26 protein-coding genes and 1 pseudogene are annotated in these 21,753 nt (G+C 41.5%); 21 read left to right on the top strand and 6 right to left on the bottom strand.

Annotated elements, in window-relative coordinates; translation table 11 throughout:
* The first annotated feature begins 62 nt into the window (after nt 1-62).
* The 12 genes from NST73_RS16090 (at nt 63) to NST73_RS16035 (ending at nt 12,279) form a co-directional block, all read left to right on the top strand.
* Nucleotides 63-1,484, top strand: a complete 1,422-nt coding sequence (locus tag NST73_RS16090) for an amino acid permease (protein WP_024719841.1) — start codon at nt 63-65, stop codon at nt 1,482-1,484.
* 288 nt (nt 1,485-1,772) lie between these two features.
* Entirely contained in the window at nt 1,773-2,810 is a 1,038-nt protein-coding gene (locus tag NST73_RS16085; RefSeq protein ID WP_008347711.1) for a sugar-binding transcriptional regulator, read from the top strand.
* Between the two features lie 31 nt (nt 2,811-2,841).
* Nucleotides 2,842-3,849, top strand: coding sequence for a type I glyceraldehyde-3-phosphate dehydrogenase (gene gap / locus NST73_RS16080; RefSeq protein ID WP_007500174.1), 1,008 nt, complete (start codon nt 2,842-2,844; stop codon nt 3,847-3,849).
* A gap of 213 nt (nt 3,850-4,062) precedes the next feature.
* Nucleotides 4,063-5,247, top strand: a complete 1,185-nt coding sequence (locus tag NST73_RS16075; protein WP_017359212.1) for a phosphoglycerate kinase — start codon at nt 4,063-4,065, stop codon at nt 5,245-5,247.
* Nucleotides 5,248-5,277: 30 nt separating this feature from the next.
* Nucleotides 5,278-6,039 carry a triose-phosphate isomerase gene (gene tpiA / locus NST73_RS16070; protein ID WP_017359213.1) on the top strand — a complete coding sequence of 254 codons (762 nt, stop codon included), beginning with the start codon at nt 5,278-5,280 and terminating at the stop codon, nt 6,037-6,039.
* A complete protein-coding gene (gene gpmI, locus NST73_RS16065; RefSeq protein WP_017359214.1) occupies nt 6,032-7,567 on the top strand; it encodes a 2,3-bisphosphoglycerate-independent phosphoglycerate mutase in 1,536 nt (511 codons plus the stop codon). The genes tpiA and gpmI overlap by 8 nt, the downstream gene beginning before the upstream one ends.
* Before the next feature lie 29 nt (nt 7,568-7,596).
* Entirely contained in the window at nt 7,597-8,889 is a 1,293-nt protein-coding gene (gene eno, locus NST73_RS16060; RefSeq protein WP_003212752.1) for a phosphopyruvate hydratase, read from the top strand.
* A gap of 280 nt (nt 8,890-9,169) precedes the next feature.
* Nucleotides 9,170-9,439, top strand: coding sequence for a hypothetical protein (locus NST73_RS16055; RefSeq protein WP_039169204.1), 270 nt, complete (start codon nt 9,170-9,172; stop codon nt 9,437-9,439).
* Between the two features lie 56 nt (nt 9,440-9,495).
* On the top strand, nt 9,496-10,266 hold the full coding sequence (locus tag NST73_RS16050; protein ID WP_256688719.1) for an ABC transporter ATP-binding protein: 771 nt from the start codon (nt 9,496-9,498) through the stop codon (nt 10,264-10,266).
* Complete coding sequence (locus NST73_RS16045) at nt 10,238-11,635, top strand: hypothetical protein (protein WP_342499209.1); 1,398 nt, start codon at nt 10,238-10,240, stop codon at nt 11,633-11,635. Before NST73_RS16050 ends, NST73_RS16045 begins: the two co-directional genes overlap by 29 nt.
* Nucleotides 11,632-11,997 (top strand): hypothetical protein, encoded by a 366-nt coding sequence (locus tag NST73_RS16040; RefSeq protein WP_342467601.1) that lies wholly within the window; start codon nt 11,632-11,634, stop codon nt 11,995-11,997. Before NST73_RS16045 ends, NST73_RS16040 begins: the two co-directional genes overlap by 4 nt.
* Nucleotides 11,998-12,279 carry a hypothetical protein gene (locus NST73_RS16035; protein WP_008347692.1) on the top strand — a complete coding sequence of 94 codons (282 nt, stop codon included), beginning with the start codon at nt 11,998-12,000 and terminating at the stop codon, nt 12,277-12,279.
* Nucleotides 12,280-12,299: 20 nt separating this feature from the next.
* Here the strand turns inward: NST73_RS16035 and NST73_RS16030 are convergent, their stop codons facing one another.
* Together NST73_RS16030 and NST73_RS16025 are read right to left on the bottom strand one after the other, a co-directional pair.
* Nucleotides 12,300-12,764 (bottom strand): GNAT family N-acetyltransferase, encoded by a 465-nt coding sequence (locus NST73_RS16030; RefSeq protein WP_024719836.1) that lies wholly within the window; start codon nt 12,762-12,764, stop codon nt 12,300-12,302.
* A 15-nt stretch (nt 12,765-12,779) separates the two neighbouring features.
* Complete coding sequence (locus tag NST73_RS16025; protein ID WP_058336934.1) at nt 12,780-13,244, bottom strand: hypothetical protein; 465 nt, start codon at nt 13,242-13,244, stop codon at nt 12,780-12,782.
* 118 nt (nt 13,245-13,362) lie between these two features.
* Here NST73_RS16025 and NST73_RS16020 point away from each other — a divergent pair, with 118 nt between their 5' ends.
* Nucleotides 13,363-13,998 carry an NAAT family transporter gene (locus NST73_RS16020; protein WP_024719834.1) on the top strand — a complete coding sequence of 212 codons (636 nt, stop codon included), beginning with the start codon at nt 13,363-13,365 and terminating at the stop codon, nt 13,996-13,998.
* Nucleotides 13,999-14,056: 58 nt separating this feature from the next.
* Here the strand turns inward: NST73_RS16020 and NST73_RS16015 are convergent.
* Nucleotides 14,057-14,590 (bottom strand): annotated as a pseudogene (locus NST73_RS16015) (GbsR/MarR family transcriptional regulator); the annotation flags it as partial.
* Between the two features lie 269 nt (nt 14,591-14,859).
* Here NST73_RS16015 and NST73_RS16010 point away from each other — a divergent pair.
* From NST73_RS16010 to NST73_RS15995, 4 genes are read left to right on the top strand one after another with little or no spacing between them, the layout of a single operon-like run.
* On the top strand, nt 14,860-16,008 hold the full coding sequence (locus tag NST73_RS16010; RefSeq protein WP_025207985.1) for a betaine/proline/choline family ABC transporter ATP-binding protein: 1,149 nt from the start codon (nt 14,860-14,862) through the stop codon (nt 16,006-16,008).
* 13 nt (nt 16,009-16,021) lie between these two features.
* Entirely contained in the window at nt 16,022-16,675 is a 654-nt protein-coding gene (locus tag NST73_RS16005) for an ABC transporter permease (RefSeq protein ID WP_024719832.1), read from the top strand.
* A gap of 13 nt (nt 16,676-16,688) precedes the next feature.
* Nucleotides 16,689-17,606 (top strand): osmoprotectant ABC transporter substrate-binding protein, encoded by a 918-nt coding sequence (locus NST73_RS16000; protein ID WP_008347678.1) that lies wholly within the window; start codon nt 16,689-16,691, stop codon nt 17,604-17,606.
* A 21-nt stretch (nt 17,607-17,627) separates the two neighbouring features.
* Entirely contained in the window at nt 17,628-18,317 is a 690-nt protein-coding gene (locus NST73_RS15995) for an ABC transporter permease (RefSeq protein WP_008347676.1), read from the top strand.
* 81 nt (nt 18,318-18,398) lie between these two features.
* On the opposite strand, the gene NST73_RS15990 is transcribed toward NST73_RS15995, so the two are convergent.
* From NST73_RS15990 to NST73_RS15980, 3 genes are all read right to left on the bottom strand, one after another.
* Nucleotides 18,399-18,719 (bottom strand): helix-turn-helix domain-containing protein, encoded by a 321-nt coding sequence (locus NST73_RS15990; RefSeq protein WP_007500199.1) that lies wholly within the window; start codon nt 18,717-18,719, stop codon nt 18,399-18,401.
* A gap of 82 nt (nt 18,720-18,801) precedes the next feature.
* Nucleotides 18,802-19,203, bottom strand: a complete 402-nt coding sequence (locus NST73_RS15985; RefSeq protein WP_008347673.1) for a transcriptional regulator — start codon at nt 19,201-19,203, stop codon at nt 18,802-18,804.
* A 130-nt stretch (nt 19,204-19,333) separates the two neighbouring features.
* Nucleotides 19,334-19,738 (bottom strand): helix-turn-helix transcriptional regulator, encoded by a 405-nt coding sequence (locus NST73_RS15980; protein ID WP_007500204.1) that lies wholly within the window; start codon nt 19,736-19,738, stop codon nt 19,334-19,336.
* Between the two features lie 154 nt (nt 19,739-19,892).
* On the opposite strand from NST73_RS15980, the gene NST73_RS15975 reads away from it, so the two are divergent.
* The 4 genes from NST73_RS15975 to NST73_RS15960 all read left to right on the top strand — a co-directional run bounded on the left by NST73_RS15975 (nt 19,893) and on the right by NST73_RS15960 (nt 21,745).
* Nucleotides 19,893-20,126, top strand: a complete 234-nt coding sequence (locus NST73_RS15975; protein WP_024719830.1) for a helix-turn-helix transcriptional regulator — start codon at nt 19,893-19,895, stop codon at nt 20,124-20,126.
* Between the two features lie 37 nt (nt 20,127-20,163).
* Nucleotides 20,164-20,454, top strand: coding sequence for an AbrB/MazE/SpoVT family DNA-binding domain-containing protein (locus tag NST73_RS15970; protein ID WP_008347666.1), 291 nt, complete (start codon nt 20,164-20,166; stop codon nt 20,452-20,454).
* 187 nt (nt 20,455-20,641) lie between these two features.
* Entirely contained in the window at nt 20,642-20,875 is a 234-nt protein-coding gene (gene secG, locus NST73_RS15965) for a preprotein translocase subunit SecG (protein WP_003212746.1), read from the top strand.
* Between the two features lie 123 nt (nt 20,876-20,998).
* Nucleotides 20,999-21,745, top strand: coding sequence for a carboxylesterase (locus NST73_RS15960; protein ID WP_008347663.1), 747 nt, complete (start codon nt 20,999-21,001; stop codon nt 21,743-21,745).
* Nucleotides 21,746-21,753 lie beyond the last annotated feature (8 nt).

Raw genomic sequence — 21,753 nt, 5'->3', positions numbered from 1 at the left:
TCAATGAACGGCGAATTTTGTCAAAGGTTGATGAATAGAAGAGTGAAAGTGGGGAAGCGGATTTGAAGCCAGAACAGCATAATGAACTAGAGCGTTCCATGAAAAGCAGACATCTTTTTATGATTGCCTTAGGTGGGGTCATCGGAACAGGCCTTTTCCTTGGATCAGGACTCATTATTCATCAGGCAGGCCCAGGGGGAGCCATTCTTTCGTTTATCATTGGCGGGTTACTCATGTATTTGGTGATGCTCTGTCTCGGTGAATTAGCAGTGGCGATGCCGACAGCCGGTTCCTTTCAGGAGTATGCAACCAAATATATAGGTCCGTCCACAGGCTTTATGATCGGCTGGCTTTATTGGTTTAGCTGGGCATGTACAATTGGACTGGAGTTTACGTCAGCAGGCATTTTGCTCCAAAGGTGGTTTCCTGATATCCCAGTTTGGCTTTGGTGTCTTGCCTTTAGCGTCATCTTATTTGCCATCAATGCCATCTCAGCTCGCAGCTTTGCTGAAACCGAGTTTTGGTTTTCAGCCATCAAGGTTGCTGCGATCTTATTGTTTATTATCATTGGAATTGGCGCAATTTTCGGAATGATTCATTTGAAAGGTGGGGAACCTGCCCCCCTATTTCGCCATTTGACGGATCATGGCGGACTTTTTCCTAATGGTGTTTTTGCGATTTTATTAACCATGGTCACAGTCAATTTCTCCTTTCAAGGAACAGAGCTTGTAGGGATTGCAGCAGGGGAGAGTGAAAATCCAGAAAAAACACTCCCACGCTCTATTCGGAATATTATTTGGCGGACGATGGTCTTTTTTGTTTTATCGATTGCGGTTCTTGCAGCGCTTCTGCCATGGCAGACCGCCGGCGCAGTGGATAGTCCGTTTGTTGTGGTGTTGGACAAGGTTGGCATACCATACGCTGCAGATATCATGAATTTTATCATCATCACAGCGGTCTTATCTGTAGCAAACTCTGGACTATATGCATCATCACGTATGCTTTGGGCGCTTTCAAAAGACGGGAAAGGACCTGTTTTCACGAAAAAATTATCCAAACGTAAAATCCCGATCAATGCCTTATTGGTGACAATGGGTGTATCCGCTCTATCACTACTCACGAGTGTTGTAGCACCAAAAACGGTATATGTCTGGCTCATATCCATTTCGGGTATGGTGCTTGTCGTGGTTTGGATGTCGATTTGTTTATCCCAATACTTCTTTAGGAGACAATTCATAAAAGAGGGAGGAGATGTAAAGGATCTTGTCTTCCGAACGCCTTTTTATCCATTTGTGCCATTAGCAGGCTTTATCGCATTTGGCATTGTTCTTATCAGTTTATTCTTTATTGAGGATCAGCGGATTGGTCTTTATTGCGGAGTTCCATTTATGGCCGCCTGCTACATCATTTACTACCTCAAGATTAAACCGAAGGAAGATGCGAAACGATTTAATGAAGAGAAAGAAACGATACCGAAAACATAAGCAGGCGGCTTTTGACCGCCTGCACCTTTTCAAAGACAAATGCATTCAATATAGAAGAAAATAAATAGTTTGAAAAAAATAAAATAGCGGAAAGCTAGATGACAAGCAGGTTATCGGTCAAAATGTGTCTATTTTTTGTCTAAATGTGTTTGTAAGAGTTGAAAATGCAAGATTATCCTGTTAAAATAATTAAAGAAAGCAGGGATTGATTTTTTTTGGCTGTGGCGGGACGTTTTTTGTCACAGTGGGACGTTTTTAGTCCAACGTGAAAAGAAAGGGTCGTTAGCCATGAATCGTTTATTGGAAGCTCAAAAAAAATTATTACCAGATCTTCTCACAGTTATGCAAAAGCGCTACGACATTTTGCAGTACATCAGATTAGCTGAACCAATTGGTCGCAGAAGTCTTGCGACAAGTCTTGGTCTCAGTGAACGTATCTTAAGAGCTGAAGTTCAGTTCTTAAAGGAACAAAATCTGCTGGATGTTAAAACGAGCGGTATGATGCTGACGACTGAAGGTCATGCTTTGCTTGAAATGCTTGAAGGAATGATGAAGGACGTTTTAGGTTTAACCTTTTTGGAAAATACATTAAAGAGGAAATTAGGCCTGGAAGAAGTCATCATTGTTTCTGGTGACAGCGATGAATCCCCGTGGGTGAAGCAAGAAATGGGAAGAGCTGCTGTCCAATGTATGAAAAAAAGGTTTACTGGAAATAATATCGTCGCCGTCACTGGCGGAACGACGATGGAAGCTGTTGCCGAAATGATGACCCCTGATGCCAAAAATCGCGACATGATGTTTGTCCCTGCGAGAGGCGGTCTTGGGGAGAATGTAAAAAATCAGGCAAACACCATTTGTGCCCACATGGCTGAAAAAGCTTCCGGTACTTACAAACTGCTGTTTGTTCCAGGACAGCTGTCAGAAGGTGCTTACTCTTCCATTATTGAAGAGCCGTCCGTCAAAGAAGTGCTTCAAACAATTAAATCATCCACGATGCTTATTCATGGAATCGGTGAAGCAAAAACAATGGCGATGAGACGAAACACACCTGCTGAAGATTTAAAAAAGATTGATGAGCATGACGCAGTGACAGAGGCTTTTGGCTATTACTTTAATCGTGATGGCGAGGTCGTCCACAAAGTGCACTCCGTCGGCATGCAGCTAGATGATTTAGAAAGCATTCCACACATCATTGCTGTTGCAGGTGGATCATCAAAGGCTGGGGCCATTGAAGCTTATTTCAAAAAACCCCGCCGAACGGTTCTCGTCACAGACGAAGGAGCCGCAAAAGAGTTATTAAGGGAGTCAATAGATCCCTCAATATAAAACATTGTGACCTATAAAAGGAGGAAACATCATGGCAGTAAAAGTCGGTATTAACGGATTTGGACGTATTGGACGTAACGTATTTCGTGCAGCATTAAACAATCCTGAAGTTGAGGTAGTAGCGGTTAACGATCTAACAGACGCTAACATGCTTGCACACCTTTTACAATATGACTCTGTTCACGGAAAACTAGATGCAGAGGTTTCTGTAGACGGTACGAACTTAGTAGTGAACGGTAAAACAATCGAAGTATCAGCTGAGCGTGACCCTGCGAAATTAAGCTGGGGTAAACAAGGCGTAGAAATCGTTGTTGAATCTACTGGATTCTTCACAAAACGTGCAGACGCTGCTAAACACTTAGAAGCTGGCGCTAAAAAAGTCATCATCTCTGCTCCTGCTAACGAAGAAGATATCACAATCGTTATGGGTGTAAACGAAGACAAATACGATGCAGCTAGCCACGATGTCATCTCTAATGCATCTTGTACAACAAACTGCTTAGCTCCATTTGCAAAAGTACTTAACGATAAATTTGGTATCAAACGCGGTATGATGACAACTGTTCACTCATACACAAATGACCAACAAATTCTTGATCTTCCGCACAAAGACTACCGTCGTGCTCGTGCAGCTGCGGAAAACATCATCCCAACTTCTACAGGTGCTGCGAAAGCTGTTTCACTTGTATTGCCTGAACTTAAAGGTAAATTAAACGGTGGCGCTATGCGTGTTCCAACACCTAACGTTTCTTTAGTTGATCTTGTTGCTGAATTAAATCAAGATGTGACAGCTGAAGACGTAAATGCAGCACTTAAAGAAGCGGCTGAAGGAGAACTTAAAGGAATCCTTGGCTACAGCGAAGAACCATTAGTATCTGGTGACTACAATGGTAATGCAAACTCTTCAACAATCGATGCTCTTTCTACAATGGTAATGGAAGGCAGCATGGTGAAAGTCATTTCTTGGTACGATAACGAGAGTGGATATTCTCACCGCGTTGTTGACCTTGCAGCTTACATTGCAAAACAAGGTCTTTAATTTCTCACACTGAAGGAACTCACTTGGTTCTTTCCTAGAGACACGATATAATGAAGACGGACAAGGGAAGGGGAAGCATCCCTTTCCCTTTTTCTCTGTATTTATCCGTTCTGCACGATTTCTCGTTTTGATGAGGGCAAAATGGGAAAAGGATAAAGAGAGACTTGTCCAATGCGTAAGGAAACCAGAATAAAGGAGGATCTCCTGACGAGCATGAATAAGAAATCAGTAAAAGACATTGACGTAAAAGGTAAAGTTGTGTTCTGCCGCGTAGATTTTAACGTTCCAATGAAGGACGGAAAAGTGACGGATGATACTCGTATTCGCGCAGCATTACCAACGATTGAGTATTTAACAGGACAAGGCGCAAAGGTACTACTAGCTAGTCATTTGGGTCGTCCTAAAGGTCAAGTTACTGAAGAACTGCGTCTGACACCTGTAGCAAAACGTCTGCAAGAGCTTCTTGGACAAGAAGTGAAAAAAGCAGATGAAGCTTACGGCGACAACGTGAAAAAGCAAATCTCTGACTTAAAAGAAGGAGATGTGCTAGTGCTTGAAAACGTTCGTTTCTATCCTGGTGAAGAAAAGAACGATCCTGAATTATCAAAAGCGTTTGCTGATTTAGCCGATGTGTATGTTAATGATGCGTTTGGTGCTGCACACCGTGCACATGCATCCACAGCTGGTATTGCAGCGTATCTTCCGGCTGTTTCAGGCTTCCTCATGCAAAAAGAGCTTGAGGTTCTAGGAAAAGCCATTTCAAACCCTGATCGCCCATTTACAGCGATTATCGGTGGCGCAAAAGTAAAGGATAAAATCGGTGTAATTGAAAGTCTTCTTGATAAAGTGGACAACCTGATCATCGGCGGCGGACTTGCTTATACATTTGTCAAAGCACTTGGCCACGAAGTAGGGAAATCTCTATTAGAAGAAGACAAAGTAGATTTAGCGAAATCCTTTATGGACCGTGCAAAAGAAAAAGGCGTGAACTTCCTGATTCCAACAGATGTTCTGGTAGCCGACGACTTTTCAAATGATGCGAATACAAGCATTGTGCCAATCTCTGAAATTCCAAGTGATCTAGAAGCACTTGATATTGGAACAGAGACAAGAGAGAAGTATGCTGATGTCATTAAAAACAGCAAACTTGTTGTCTGGAACGGACCAATGGGTGTATTTGAAATCGATGCATTCGCTAAAGGAACAAAAGCAATCGCAGAAGCACTGGCAGAAGCAAAAGATACATATTCTGTCATTGGCGGTGGAGATTCAGCAGCAGCTGTTGAGAAATTTGGTCTTGCCGATCAGATGAGCCATATTTCTACAGGCGGCGGCGCTTCACTTGAATTTATGGAAGGCAAAGAACTTCCAGGTGTGACTGCATTAAACGATAAATAAGACCAAAACTGCTATAAGGAAGTGTCAATCATGAGAAAACCAATTATAGCTGGGAACTGGAAGATGAACAAAACACTTGGTGAAGCTGTAAGCTTCGTTGAAGAAGTCAAGTCATCTATTCCATCTCCTGACAAAGTGGAATCTATTGTCTGTGCACCAGCCCTTTTCCTTGAAAAGCTGAACAGCCTTTCTAACGGAACAGACCTTAAAATTGGTGCGCAAAACATGCACTTTGAAGAAAACGGTGCATTCACTGGTGAAATCAGCCCTGCTGCGCTTAAAGATCTTGGCATCGGCTACTCAGTGATCGGTCATTCAGAGCGCCGCGAATTTTTCGCTGAAACAGATGAAACAGTGAACAAAAAAGCACATGCTGCATTCAAGCATGGCATCGTTCCAATCATCTGTGTAGGTGAAACGCTTGAAGAGCGTGAAGCAGGCAAAACAAACGAACTTGTCGCTGATCAAGTGAAGAAAGCACTAGCTGGTTTAACGAAGCAGCAAGTCGCTGAATCTGTGATTGCCTATGAGCCAATCTGGGCGATCGGTACAGGTAAATCTTCTACAGCAAAAGATGCAAACGATGTTTGTGCGCACATTCGCCAAACGGTTGCAAGCGAATTTGGTCAAGAAGCGGCAGACAGCCTTCGCATTCAGTATGGCGGAAGCGTGAAACCTGCGAATATTAAAGAATATATGGCAGAATCCGATATTGACGGTGCTTTGGTAGGCGGCGCAAGCTTAGAACCTCAGTCTTTCGTTCAATTATTGGAGGAAGGTCAATATGAGTAAGAAACCAGCTGCATTAATCATCTTAGATGGATTCGGTTTAAGAGGCGAAACAGTCGGTAACGCTGTTGCCCAAGCAAAGAAACCGAACTTCGACCGCTACTGGAACGAATTCCCGCATCAAACCTTAACGGCTTCAGGTGAGGCAGTAGGTCTCCCAGAAGGTCAAATGGGGAACTCTGAAGTTGGGCATTTGAACATCGGTGCAGGACGCATCGTGTACCAAAGCTTAACAAGAGTGAATGTTGCCATTCGTGATGGGGAATTTGAGAAAAACGAAACGTTCCTAGATGCAATGACTTATGCAAAAGAAAATGACAAGGCCCTTCATCTATTCGGTCTCTTGTCAGACGGCGGTGTGCATAGCCACATCCAGCATCTTTTTGCCTTGCTGAAACTAGCGAAAAAAGAAGGCTTAACAAAAGTATACATTCACGGCTTCTTAGACGGACGTGATGTTGGTCAGAAGACAGCGAAAGTGTACTTAAAACAGCTTGAAGAACAAATCAAAGAAATCGGTGTCGGAGAAGTCGCAACACTTTCTGGACGCTATTACTCAATGGACCGTGACAAGCGCTGGGATCGTGTGGAGAAAGCATATCGCGCGATGGCGTATGGTGAAGGCCCAAGTTATCAAAACATCTATGATGTCGTTGATGACTCCTATGAAAATGGAATCTACGATGAGTTCGTTATTCCATCTGTCATTACGAGAGAAAATGGTGAGCCGGTAGCAAAAGTAAACGACGGCGACTCTGTGATTTTCTATAACTTCCGTCCAGACCGTGCGATTCAAATTTCAAACACATTCACAAATGAAGATTTCCGCTCGTTTGACCGCGGGGAAGCACATCCGAAGGATTTACACTTCGTCTGCTTCACACACTTCAGTGAAACGGTAGATGGCTATGTGGCTTTCAAACCAGTGAATTTGGATAACACAGTAGGAGAAGTACTTTCTCAAAATGGATTGAAGCAGCTGCGGATTGCTGAAACAGAGAAATATCCTCACGTGACGTTCTTTATGAGCGGTGGGCGTGAAGAAGAATTTCCTGGAGAAGACCGCATCTTAATCAATTCACCAGATGTCGCAACCTATGACCTCAAGCCAGAAATGAGCGCTTATGAGGTAAAGGATGCACTTGTTGCAGACATCAATGCGGACAAGCATGATGCGATCATTCTGAACTTTGCTAACCCAGATATGGTGGGTCATTCAGGTATGCTTGAGCCAACAATCAAAGCCATTGAAGCAGTAGATGAGTGCTTAGGAGCTGTAGTCGACGCAATCCTAGCAAAAGGCGGACATGCCATCATCACGGCAGACCACGGTAACGCAGACGTGCTCATTACCGAAGAAGGAAAGCCGCATACTGCACATACGACAAACCCTGTTCCAGTCATCGTAACGAAAAAAGGGGCGACGCTTAGAGAAGGCGGCATTTTAGCCGATCTATCTCCAACGCTTTTAGACTTACTTGGTCTTGAAAAACCAAAAGAGATGACAGGAACATCATTGATTCAAAAATAACAAATTGATTCAAAAGGAGAGAAATAACGATGCCATACATTGTTGACGTATATGCACGCGAAGTATTAGACTCTCGCGGTAACCCAACAGTTGAAGTAGAAGTTTACACAGAATCTGGCGGCTTTGGCCGTGCACTAGTACCAAGTGGTGCGTCTACTGGTGAATATGAAGCAGTAGAACTACGTGACGGAGACAAAGACCGTTACCTTGGAAAAGGTGTTCTGACAGCTGTAAACAACGTAAACGAAATCATTGCACCAGAGCTTTTAGGCTTTGATGTCACTGAACAAGTAGCGATTGACAAAATGTTAATCGAACTTGACGGAACTGAAAACAAAGGGAAATTAGGCGCAAACGCAATCCTTGGCGTATCTATCGCTGTAGCACGTGCGGCTGCTGATTTCTTACAAATTCCACTTTACCAATACCTTGGTGGATTCAACTCCAAAACGCTTCCAGTACCGATGATGAACATCGTCAACGGCGGAGAGCATGCGGATAACAACGTAGACATTCAAGAATTCATGATTATGCCTGTAGGTGCACCGAACTTCCGTGAAGCACTTCGCATGGGCGCTCAAATCTTCCATAGCCTGAAATCTGTATTAAGTGCAAAAGGCTTAAACACAGCTGTAGGTGACGAAGGTGGATTTGCTCCAAACCTTGGATCTAACGAAGAAGCACTTCAAACAATCGTAGAAGCGATTGAAAAAGCTGGTTTCAAACCAGGTGAAGAAGTCAAACTTGCGATGGATGCTGCATCTTCTGAGTTCTATAACAAAGAAGACGGTAAATATCATTTATCAGGCGAAGGTGTTGTGAAAACATCTGCTGAAATGGTTGACTGGTATGAAGATATGGTATCGAAATACCCAATCATCTCAATCGAAGACGGCCTTGACGAAAACGACTGGGAAGGTCACAAACTATTAACTGAGCGCCTTGGCAGCAAGGTTCAGCTAGTAGGAGACGACTTGTTCGTAACAAATACGAAGAAGCTTTCTGAAGGAATCAAAAACGGCGTTGGTAACTCAATCCTCATCAAAGTAAACCAAATCGGTACATTAACTGAAACATTTGATGCAATCGAAATGGCGAAACGTGCAGGCTATACAGCTGTTATCTCTCACCGTTCTGGTGAAACAGAAGACAGCACAATTGCAGACATTGCAGTTGCAACAAACGCTGGACAAATCAAAACAGGTGCTCCGTCTCGTACGGACCGTGTGGCGAAATACAACCAATTACTTCGCATCGAAGATCAATTGGCTGAAACAGCTCAATACCACGGCATTGCTACATTCTACAACTTGAATAAGTAATGTAAAGCAACGCGCTGTGTGCGCTCTTTTGAAAAGAGCGTATCGCAGCGCTTTTTTTATGTTGAAATAAAGACGCAAAGCTAGCTCAAGCGAATTAGCTCTGCTTCCTTTGTCATATCCTATTTTTGTAAAAAATCATCCTTCAGTCAGAGGAGAAACGATGAGCTTGACGATTTATAAGCAATAAATCATGAAAACTCTACTAAAAATATGATCTGAATTGAACTTATGCTATTTGCATGGGGGTGGTATCATTTTACATATATTAGGGGGTGATGAGATGCTGAATCCTTTTAGCCTTCGTTTTCCAGTAGGCGTGTACATGTATGTCCTTCACCTACTGGCGGCATATGATGAAAGGAAGCAACGAATTCTAACTTCTAAGAACGTACAGAAAAATGCATTTTGGATTTATGTCCTTGCCGCTATCTTAGGCATTGTGACAGTTGCCGCTTTGATTTGGGCATGCAAAACATTTGGAAAAGGCTCGAAATTTTTAGGAGAGTTCAAGTTTTTAGGCCTGTATATTAAAATCAAATGCGGCTTCTAACAAATGGTGAGAACAGATGCGGGGTCATCTGTTCTATCTGAAATAAATGGAGGGACATGATGCTGACATTACACTTAACAGAAAAAACGTATAGCCGCACCTTTTCTCTCCGCGATATTCAGTTAAATGTGGAGAAAGGACGTATGCTTCTGCTTTTGGGGCATAATGGTGCAGGAAAGACCACGATGATTCAGTCTATGTTTGGCCTGACACCATTTACTGGTTTTGTCTCTTTGCATGGTAAACAGCTGAATTTTCAATCCTCAGCACATATCTCCTTTTTGAAAGAACATGTTTCCTATATTCCTGATGATCATGCTTTGTTTGATTATTTAACGCCGAGAGAATATTTTCATTTACTCCAGCTTCCAGACAAACGAAATGGACCTCGAGAAGAGGCCTTCGTCGATCTTTTTGAGCTGAAACCTTATATGGATCAGCCAATTGCCCAGTTGTCTCATGGCAATCAAAAGAAAACACAAATCATTTCACAGCTCCTCAGGCCTTGTGATTATTATGTATTCGACGAGCCTACAAATGGACTTGATCCAGATATGATGATCATCTTAAAAAAGGTGCTCATGAAGCTGAGAGATCAAGGTGCAGGCATTCTCATTTCTACCCATCATTTGGGCTTTGGCGAGACATTGTATGATCACCTCATGATCTTAAGAAACGGTGATATCAAGCTGGATATGTCACGTCAAGAAACAAACAAAACATTCCCTCATCAAGCACTTGAGGATATTTATAAAGAAGTGAATCAAGATTACTATATGCAGGTGGAGAGGTTGCTCAATGACTTGGACACGACACGTTCTTCATAAAATAGAATGGGGCATGCTCACAACGAAAATCAAGCAGATCGGCAAAAAATATCCTTTACAGCTTCTTTCAGTAGCCGTTTTTTTCTTGTTGATTTACTCCATATACGTTGTCATGAGCCTGCGTTTTTTTATGCAAGTAGGGGAGAGCGAACCAGTTGCTTTATACCTTCAATTTGTGAAAATGACCCTGCTGCTTTTGGGAGCAGGTATTGTCTTTTCCCGTCATAAATTGAAGCGTCAAGAGTATCAGTTCTTCTTTTTGAATAGTGCGATGCAAAGTGTCTCATTTGTCCTTTGTGTGTATTTCTTTCCGGTGCTGTTTTGTTTCATCATGCTTGGTCTGCTTTTTTTACCCATCCTATTAGGACTGATCATTAGCGGCGTTACACTATCTTTGTATTGGATCATTGTGGTAGGGATCACTTGCTGTGGATTGGCGCTCTACACGCTTGCTTCTTGGATGCTGATACGCATTGGTGTGAGCCATTTTATATCAAAAACAAAAGAGCATTTACTGCTGCAAACGCTCGGATTTGTGACGCTTGGTGCTTTCGTGTTTCTCCTTTTTCAAAAAATGGTTGAGATGATTCGCGTATGGCCGTCTATCTATCTTGTATTTCTGATGATCTTTCTATGTGCAGGGTGGTTTTGGCTGAAGGGCTTGGCGGCTTGTTATGTCAATCGGATGTTTTTGCAGCTAAAGGTAGAGGTGAAGTCGTTTTCTTACCAAAAAATCAGATCGGATTCTTCATTTTTCACACATCTGCGGCAGGAGCTTGTTTATTTTAGCCGATCAGCTGTGTTTAAAGAACAAGGTATTTTGTTCCTGTTTCTTGTCTGTTTCACGATAGGTCTCCCATTGATCTTTACTCCGGCAGAGACTGGCTGGCTGTTTGCTTTTATTGTGCAGTTTGCCTTAAAGGAGATCCTTATTATGCTTCCTCTGATGATTGGCAGGGAATATCATCTCCATCAGCGAGCCATTTTTATGTTAAATACATCAAAGGGTGCCTATTTATTATCAAGAATTTTATTTTATTACACAATGAATGTATTGATTTATTTTGTCTATATCGGGCTTGCTTATTTCATGATAGGGGTCGAAAGTGAAGGGCACGGTTTGGCGAGTTTGTCCATTTTATTGATCACTGTCATGGCGGCATGTGTCGGGTTTGTCGTGAAGATTAGTGAATTTAATAAACTGTTTGTGATCGTGATGATGATTGCTGTGTTCAGTATGTTGGATATGCTTTTAGTCCAGTGGCTTTCAGCAAATATCCAGCTGCTCTCAACTGCCTATATGGCTTGTTCAGCCGCATTCTTCATCTTCATATATGCTGCCATGCTAAAGAGGCCGATTGTGCGATGATGACGCTTTTATTTTGCTTAATAGCAGTTGTGCTCATTCATGAACTCGGTCATATCCTGATGGTGATGGTGTGCAACAAAATCGAAAAAAAACCCATCTTTGATTTTGTGGTGATGATCGATTGGAAGCACGTGTCGATTGTCCATGAGAAATTTTCACGGCCGGGTTTTAATGTGATGGTGGCACTTGCAGGTCCTCTGTTTCCAGTGATCTGCTCGGGTGTGCTTTTCTTCATGTGGGGGCATCCATTGACGCATCCATTGCTGCTTTTTTCTTTATTAAATACAGTGATGCTGCATCCAGCTTGCCCAGACGGGAAAAATGTCATCGCCAGTTTAAAAGAGATGAAAGGAGAGAACTAAATGGTTAAAGTATTTCATTCGTTTTCTAGCGGTTTAACGCTTGCGATGCTTTATGTGTTTGCTGTGTTTATGACGCCAGTATTTTTAATGTTGCTAGAGGTTCATCATGTTGAATCAAGTCCAACTCTCTTTGGTATGCCATTTTATATCATGAAAATTGAACAGTATCAATTCAGCTCAGAGGCAACGCTCTTTGGGTGCGTGGTCTGTTTTTTAGCGGGTGCCGCTCTCTACTTCTTGATTCAATATGTGATTCATGCAGTGAAAAAGAGCAGAACATAAAAAAAGCAGGCTGAATGAAGTCAGTCTGCTTGAAGAACGAGTGACAACCGCACCATATCCATACATTGAATACCGTTCTCATAAATCGGTTCATCATAGTGCTTCAGAAAGAAATCGTGGTCGATAGACGCCATGCGAAAACCGCATTTTTGATAAAGGGCGAGCTGCTGAATACTAGAGTTGCCTGTGCCAATTTCAATTGTATGAAAGCCAGCTGCCTGGGCTTCTGAAATAGCATGGCGGATCAGCTGCTTCCCAATTCCTCTACCTTGCCATGACTCCTTCACGGCGACATTCATGATTTCCACTGTCTGCTGAGACAGAGGCGTCAGAACATACACACCAATCATGTCCTGTTTATGAAAAGCAACATAACAAGAACCAGATTGTACATAGGCAAGGACTTTTTCAGTTGAAGGGTCAGCTAATAGTAAAAGATCCATAGGAACAGATTGATCATGAGACAATGGCCGAATCTGTATCAAATCATTTCATCCTCTCTATTCTTTGATATACCCTTGTTTAACACCCCAATCATATTGATCCTGCACCCATTGAGAAGGAGGATGATGGGTGACATTTGGGTCTTTTTTGACAGTGGCTTTCCTAGTCGTTTGTGCTGCCTGCTTATTCGCTTGAGCCGTTGCTTTCGCTGATGCCAGTTCTTTTTGAAGCTGGTCTATTTTCAATTCAAGCGCTTTACGTTGTTTGATTTCTTTTTGATGCGCCTTCTTTTCTTTCTTCAGCTTGTTTGTGACGGTGGACAATTCCTTTTTTTGACCATCCATTTCATCTTTCATATCCGTTCCTTCTGACTTTAATTGTGTCAGCTGCTCATTATTCTTTCTCATTTCTTGCTGGTGTTTATTCTCTGATGCGGTGAGCGACTGCTGCTGCCACACAATCCAGCCAGTTGCACCTAGGATGATCACAGACAAGACAATGATCGTGATGTTTTTTTTCATGTTCTATTCCCCTTTCGTTAAACCTCTATTATCATCGGTTAAAACAAACCAGGTTTTAACAGAACAAGGGAATATTCGCATCAGATTAGCAGACACTATGAAAAAAGGAGGGTGTCTGTTGATTTCCTTTATGATTCATGTCATTGTGTCACTATTTGCTGTTTCAAACCCCATTGGAAACGTGCCTCTTTTCATCACTTTAACAGAAGGCTACTCAGAAAAAGAACGATCCCAGACGGCCAAAAAAGCGATTGTTGTGTCTTTTATGATTTTGATTGCCTTTCTTTTGGCAGGCAGGCTCATTTTCAAATTGTTTGGCATTGATATCCATGCACTCCGTATCGCCGGAGGTATTTTTATTTTTGGTATCGCTTACAATTTGCTAAATGCAAAAGAATCACATGTTCAAAACCCTCATTCGGATGAAAAGGCAGAGAGCAAAGAGAAGGCTGATGTTTCGGTGACCCCACTCGCCATTCCGATCATTGCAGGACCTGGTACAATTGCGACCGTCATGAGCTTAACCCCAGGAAGCCACCAAGTAACGCTTCATCTGCTTGCAATTCTTATTGGCATTGTGGTCGTACTTGCCATGACCTATTATGCATTTCATTATTCAAGTTTCATTATGCGAAAAATGGGGAAAACAGAGATGAATGTCGTGACACGATTAATGGGATTGATTCTAGCTGTTGTGGCAGTTGAGATGATTGGTGCAGGGATCAAAGGGATGTTCCCAATGCTGATGTCATAAGTGTATATAAAAAAGCTGTTTTTTTCTACAAAATTGTAAAATAGAACAGCTTTTTTTAAGGTTTTGGCACATGTTGAAATACTTCTTCACTTTCAAAGAACTCAATTAAACGGCTAATCCAGTCATAATAATCGAGACTTTCCTTGATTTCTGAAAGAAGAAGATTGATTTTATCTACTGTTTCTTCTGGCAGGTCATCTTGTTCAAGCAGCTCCAGCAATTCCTTGCATGTCTTCTTATGTGCCTTGCGATTTTTGCTGACAACACGTGACCAATTGGCTGCAAACAATGAAATAAAGGTTTGATATTGATCTTGCTCAACGTCATATAAATCTTTGCGTATTCCTTTTTCATAAACCTTTTCAGCAATATTCAAATCAAGCATTTCTCGAACGACTTGACTCATTCTTGTTTTGCTCATGCCGGTCGCCTCTGAGAGCTCACCGAGCGTCATTGGTTTACGGTTCATATGAATGATACCAAGCACTCTACCCACTGTGGCAGAAAGACCAAAGGCATTCATGTTCTCGGCAGCTTTTTCAATATAATGATCCTGTGCTTTTTGAATGGCGCCTAACGCTTGCTTGTCCATTCCCCGCTTCATCCCTTCACGACTGACAATTTGTAACACAATATATCATATACCTGTTTGTTGATGAAAACAATAAATATTGAGTATTTGCTCGTAAGTTGGAGGAAAAAGGAGGGATCAGTACATATCAGGCCGTTAACTGAAAATTTTAAATAAATCTTATGCAATACAAACACATCGTAAACTTTTTATTTTATAAAGTTTGCACTATAATAAATAAGGTGTAAATTTTCTGAAAATATATATCCGACTAATTGGAGGTGTCTCATTTGCTGAAACTAGAGAATGTATCTAAGACGTATAAAGGCGGAAAAAAAGCTGTCAAAAATATTGATTTAGAAATAGCAAAAGGAGAATTTATTTGTTTTATTGGACCGAGTGGCTGTGGTAAAACGACAACCATGAAGATGATTAACCGACTGATTGAACCTTCCTCAGGAAACATATTCATCGAGGGAGAAAACATTATGAAAAAAGATCCAGTCCAATTAAGAAGAGAAATTGGTTATGTGATTCAGCAAATTGGACTGTTCCCTCATATGACCATCGCACAAAACATTTCCCTTGTGCCGAAGCTGCTGAAGTGGCCGGAAGAAAAACGAAAAGAACGAGCGCGTGAATTGCTCAAACTCGTCGACATGGGGCCGGAATACTTAGAGCGTTACCCTCATGAACTCAGTGGAGGACAGCAGCAGCGTATCGGCGTTCTTCGCGCACTCGCAGCAGAACCCCCTTTAATCCTGATGGATGAACCATTTGGAGCACTTGACCCAATTACAAGAGATTCATTGCAGGAAGAATTTAAGAAACTGCAAAAAACGTTAAATAAAACAATCGTTTTCGTCACACATGACATGGATGAAGCGATTAAACTTGCAGACCGCATTGTCATTTTAAAAGATGGAGAGATTGTCCAAGTGGGCACGCCAGATGATATTTTACGTAACCCTGTGAACGAATTCGTAGAAGAATTCATCGGGAAAGAACGTCTACTTCAGTCAAACCCGAATATGGAACGTGTGGAACAAATGATGAACACGTCCCCAGTCACAATTACCGTCGAAAAAACATTGACAGATGCCATCTTTATTATGAGAGAAAAGCGGGTTGATTCTCTGCTTGTCGTTGATGAAAATCATGTGCTGAAAGGCTATATCGACATTGAAACCATCGATGCAAACCGCAGAAAAGCAGCCTTCGTTGGCGATATTTTAAATACAGAATTTTATACAGTACAAGAAGGTGCACTTCTTAGAGATACTGTCCGAAAGATCTTAATACGCGGCATTAAATATGTACCGGTTGTCGATGCAAAAGGGCACTTAAAAGGCATCGTCACACGTGCAAGTCTTGTAGATGTCGTATATGACTCTATTTGGGGAGAAGATACCCCGGAGGCTGTCACTGAAATGAACTAAGGGAGGTGTACACATGGATCAAATCATCGATTTTCTTGAGAAAAATGGTGGGGAACTCCTCACAAAAATGTGGGAGCATTTATACATTTCTTTAATTGCCGTTGTGTTAGGCATTATCGTGGCCGTTCCTTTAGGCGTCATTCTTACACGAATGAAAAGAGGCGCCGGTTTTGTCATCGGCATCGTGAATATCTTTCAAACACTCCCTAGTTTAGCGATTCTTGCATTTTTTATTCCTATTTTGGGAGTTGGAAAAATACCTGCGATCGTTGCGCTATTTTTCTATTCCGTTTTGCCTATTTTAAGAAATACGTATGCCGGTGTTCAAGGTGTGAACAAAAACTTGCTTGAATCTGGAAAAGGAATTGGCATGACGACATGGGAACAAATTCGTCTTGTGGAACTGCCGCTTGCTGTTCCGGTCATTATGGCAGGTGTCAGAACCTCAACGATTTATTTAATTGGGTGGACAACACTTGCTGCTTTTATCGGTGGAGGCGGTCTTGGTGACTACATTTTAATTGGGCTTCAGCTTTACCAGCCGGAATACATTATTGCGGGTGCAATCCCTGTCACTATTTTAGCGGTCATCATTGACCTTACATTGATGAAGCTTGAGAAAAAAGTAACACCAGAAGGCTTAAAAGGATTGAAGGAAGTTTCATAAGGAGTTGGCTCATATGAAGAATCGAAAAACAAAATGGATCAGTGCACTGCTTGCCGGATGCTTGCTATTCATAAGTGGCTGTTCACTTCCTGGACTAGCCGGCTCTTCAGGGAGCACGCTGCGAATCGGTGCACAAAACTTTACAGAATCAGAAATTATGGCCTATATGGTGGGAGACATCATTGAGCATTACACAGATAAAAAGACAACCATTGTGAAGAATTTAGGCTCGAATACGGTGCAGCAAAAAGCAATGGAAAACGGGGATGTCGACATTTCAGCAACACGATATACAGGCACGGATTTAACAAGTACGCTAGGAATGGATGCAGAAAAAGATCCAAAGCGTGCAATGGAAATCGTCCAGAAAGAATTCAAAAAACGCTATGATTACAAATGGTTTGATTCCTATGGGTTTGATAATACGTATGCCTTTGCTGTGACGCAGAAGATGGCGAAGGAAAACAACCTAGAAACAGTCTCTGATTTAAAAAAGAATGCCAAAAATTATCGCTTCGGTGTGGATAATATTTGGCTGAAAAAGAAAGGTGACGGTTACGAAGGGTTTGTGAAAACATACGGAATTGAATTTGGAAGCACTTTTCCGATGCAGATCGGGCTAGTCTATGACGCATTGAAAAATGAAAAAATGGATATTGTGCTTGCCTATTCAACAGATGGCCGGATCAAAGCGTATAATCTCAAAATCTTAAAAGATGATAAACGATTCTTCCCACCATACGATGCATCACCAGTTGTCCCTGAGAAGGTATTAAAAGAAAATCCAGGACTGGACAAGGTGATCAACAGGTTGATTGGAAAAATCGATACCGAACAAATGCAAGAGCTCAATTATCAAGTCGATGGAGAACTAAAAGAACCAGCGACTGTTGCGAGAGATTTTCTAAAGAAACACAATTACTTTGAGTAAGATTGGGAGGTGTCAGAGCTGATGGACACACTGCAGCAATTATGGGCGTATTATCAACAGAACGGTTCATATGTGTTAGAAGAATTTTACCGGCATTTCCTCATGTCAGCGTATGGGGTATTGTTTGCGGCAATTGTCGGAATACCAGTCGGCATCTTTGTGGCGCATTACCGCAAACTGAGCAATTGGGTGTTCGCGATAACCAATGTCATTCAAACCATTCCAGCGTTAGCGATGCTTTCTGTGCTGATGCTTGTATTAGGACTTGGTGCAAATACAGTCATCTTATCACTCTTTTTATATTCGCTTCTGCCGATTATCCGTAACACATACACAGGTATTGTCAGCATTGAGCATGCCTATTTAGAATCGGGGAAAGCGATGGGAATGACGAAATGGCAAGTGCTGAGAATGGTTGAATTACCGCTTGCTTTATCTGTCATTATGGCTGGTTTAAGAACCGCACTTGTGATCGCAATCGGTATTACAGCGATTGGGACATTTGTTGGTGCTGGAGGACTTGGTGATATTATCATCAGAGGATCAAACGCGACAAACGGAACAGCCATTATTTTAGCAGGTGCTATTCCAACTGCGCTCATGGCCATTATTGCTGACCTTGTCATGGGCTGGCTTGAACGCTATTTAAGCCCAACCAACAAGAAAAAAGAAAGCAAGGCGTTAGCTGAAAAAAACATGACGTCCGCATAAATGCTTGAAAAGACAAAACCTCCTCTACATCTGTAGGGGAGGTTTTTTTATCATGATTAGGCGGCTCACATCAGGAGACATTTATGATTCAAGTGTGATCCATTCAGAGGACCACTTCGCAATTTCCTCAAAAACGGGTGCAAGTGAGCGCCCCATATCAGTTAATGAATACTCAATACGCACGGGTGTTTCAGCAAAAACCTCCCGTTTTACAATGCCTGCTGCTTCCAGCTCTTTTAATCTCTCAGATAAAACCCTTCCGCTTAAATTGGTCAGAGCTGCTTCGATTTCACTAAAGCGCTGTGAACCTGAGAGAAGCTGAAAAACAATCAGTGCCACCCAGCGTTTACTTAATAACTCAACTGCTTTTTCAAACCGTGGGCACATATCAGATTGATTCATCTTTCTTCACTCCAATCTGAACCCATTATACCGTAATTCTGTCAAAAATCGGCGCAAAAAGCTTGTCAATGATCAAAACATTTTACGATGACGAACGGCTGTTTAGTAGAAATAACAAATAGCGATTTAAATCCTCTATTTCATGTTTAGAAAGGGTGGACCATATGTCCCCATTAAATATTTCAAGATCATCAAGTTCATATTGCTCTGCTGCTTCTTTTATTTGGGTAAAAGCCGTTTCTTCTTCCTTTATGACATAGGCAGAAGATGCTTCTTCAATATACCCTGCAGCCTGCATCATGTCCTCATAAGGTACCTTTAATGCACCTGCTAGTTTTTTAATTGTAGGAGGTTTCGGAATGCCGCGTTTCCCGTTTTCAATCCGAGAAATACCAGCAGCGCTGACCTCTGAATACATCGCTAATTGGTTCACCGATAGTTTCCTTTTCTCACGTAATGCTCTTAAATATGCACCGAAGTTCATCAACTCAAAACCTCACATGGTTAAAGATTAGTTATCTCTAGTGTACTCGATTTGTTGACTATTGGCAATAAGTGTACCATGAAAATATTGACATTAGTTAATGGTGGATGTATCTTATGTTTATGCCCCGCTATTTGTTCGCCTTTTTTTGGTTAATGAGCGTGAGAAAGTATTGATTCAGCTGGCTGATGTCTTGTGCGGTGAGTGTTTCCCATTGGTCTCCATCGAAAATAGGGAGATGTTCTACATCCTTTTGAAGCGCCGTTTGATAGATTTTTAATATGGATTCATATTTCGGTTTCATTTCATGCACTTTTTCCTGTTCAATATAACCGGCAAGCAGCATTAAATCCTCATAAGGCACCTTCAAAGCGCGTGCTAATTTTTTTATGGTTAAAGGCTTTGGCACACCACGCTTTCCATTCTCAATCCGAGAAATACCGGCAGCGCTTACGCCTGAATACATGGCGAGTTGATTAACAGACATCTTTCTATTCTCTCTTAAAATGCGTAATTGTTCACCAAAGTGATTCATGTCATCGAACCTCACATTTCAGTATATGACTTATTTTAGTATGATCATTGACCAAAGGAAATAGAAAGGGCGTAAAAGTGTTGACATAAGTTAATGAATCCGAGAGATGTGAGAATCCTACATGTTGTACATATTGATCCTATAGGAGGTTGTAATGATGGTCGAAAAGATTCAGATCAGGCGGGCTTTTGTGATGCAGTATATGATCGAAAACGATATGTCTTTAAATCAGCTCGCAGATGAAATTGGCATCTCTCCTGCCACACTCAGCAGGGTATTGAATGGTCACCGGAAGCCAGGACAGCTTGTCATTGGTAAAATGATTCATTACTTTGATAAAAAATTTGAAGATTTATTTTACTATGAAAATGTTGACAAAAGTCAATGAATGAAATCATTGTATGATCATTAAGGAGGCGGCTTCATTGAAAAGAACTGGAATGGTAAGACACATCGATTCGCTTGGCAGAATTGTTCTGCCTTCAGAAATGCGAAAGGTACTCAATATAAAAGAAGAGCAGCTGTTAGAAATTTTCATCGAAGATCAAACCATTATGCTGAAAAAATATGATGCAGATAAGAGCTGCTTATTAACTGGCCAAATAACGAAATACAACAAAAGCTATGGAAATGGTAACGTCGTGCTGAGTCCTGAAGGAGCTGAACGGTTGTTAGTAGAATTAAAACAGCTCTTAAAAGAAGAAGCAACTCGCTAAAAACGCTTTTTAACCTCAAAAATTGCATATAAAAAATGCTGCATACAATCCATTGGAGCGAAATTGAATCAAAATGACATATAAAGTCGACAATATATAGGAAATCTTTATTTTGATGTTTCGTGACATGCACCTTGTTTTCATGTAAAATAAAGTTATGTGTACCAGTTTGTCTGGAGGTGTTTTCATGCACGCATTTGTTATCACATTACTCGTAATTGTCAGTATCGCACTTATCATCGTTGTATTATTACAATCAAGTAAAAGTGCAGGACTGTCAGGCGCTATTTCAGGTGGAGCCGAGCAGCTTTTCGGTAAGCAAAAAGCGAGAGGTCTTGACTTGATTCTTCACCGATTAACTGTCATTTTGTCAGTGCTTTTCTTCATCTTAACACTTGCATTGGCATATTTAGGCGTGTAGGCGCGAGTAACAGAAGGTCTGATCTTTTTTCAGACCTTTTTTTATTATCAGCACTCTTTTGTGTTTGTTTCATACATACAAGTGGAAAATATAAACCATATCAGAAGGAAAGGAAGTCACATCATGAAAGTTGTTACACCAAAACCATTTACGTTTAAAGGTGGAGAAAAGGCGGTGCTTCTTCTTCACGGTTTTACTGGGAATACAGCCGATGTTCGTATGCTTGGACGCTATTTAAATGAAAGAGGCTATACATGCCATGCACCTCAATACAAAGGACACGGTGTGCCGCCAGAGGAGCTTGTTCATACAGGTCCTACAGATTGGTGGAAAGATGTAGAAGAAGGCTATCAATTTTTAAAAGACGAAGGTTATGAGGAAATTGCGGTCTGCGGACTATCCCTCGGAGGAGTTTTTTCATTGAAATTAGGTTACACTGTACCTGTAAAGGGAATTGTACCTATGTGTGCACCTATGTACATAAAAAGTGAAGAAGTCATGTACCAGGGTGTACTAGATTATGCCCGTAACTATAAAAAATTCGAGGGTAAGTCAGAGGATCAAATTGAGCAAGAGATGGAAGAGTTCAAGAAAACACCAATGGGTACACTCAAGGCTCTTCAAGAACTCATTGCAGATGTCAGAAACAATGTTGACATGATTTATTCACCTACTTTTGTTGTTCAGGCACGTCATGATCATATGATTAATACAGACAGTGCAAACATTATTTATAACGAAGTAGAGACTGATGAAAAACATTTAAAGTGGTATGAAGAATCGGGCCATGTTATCACGCTTGATAAAGAGCGGGAGAAGGTTCATCAGGATGTATATGCATTCTTAGAATCACTCGATTGGTCAATTTAAATATATAG

The organism is Bacillus sp. FSL W7-1034 (assembly GCF_038593365.1).
Classification (GTDB): Bacteria; Bacillota; Bacilli; order Bacillales; family Bacillaceae; genus Bacillus; species Bacillus altitudinis.
Note: the sequence above shows the minus strand (reverse complement) of the source record. Positions and strands in the feature narration are given on the sequence as shown.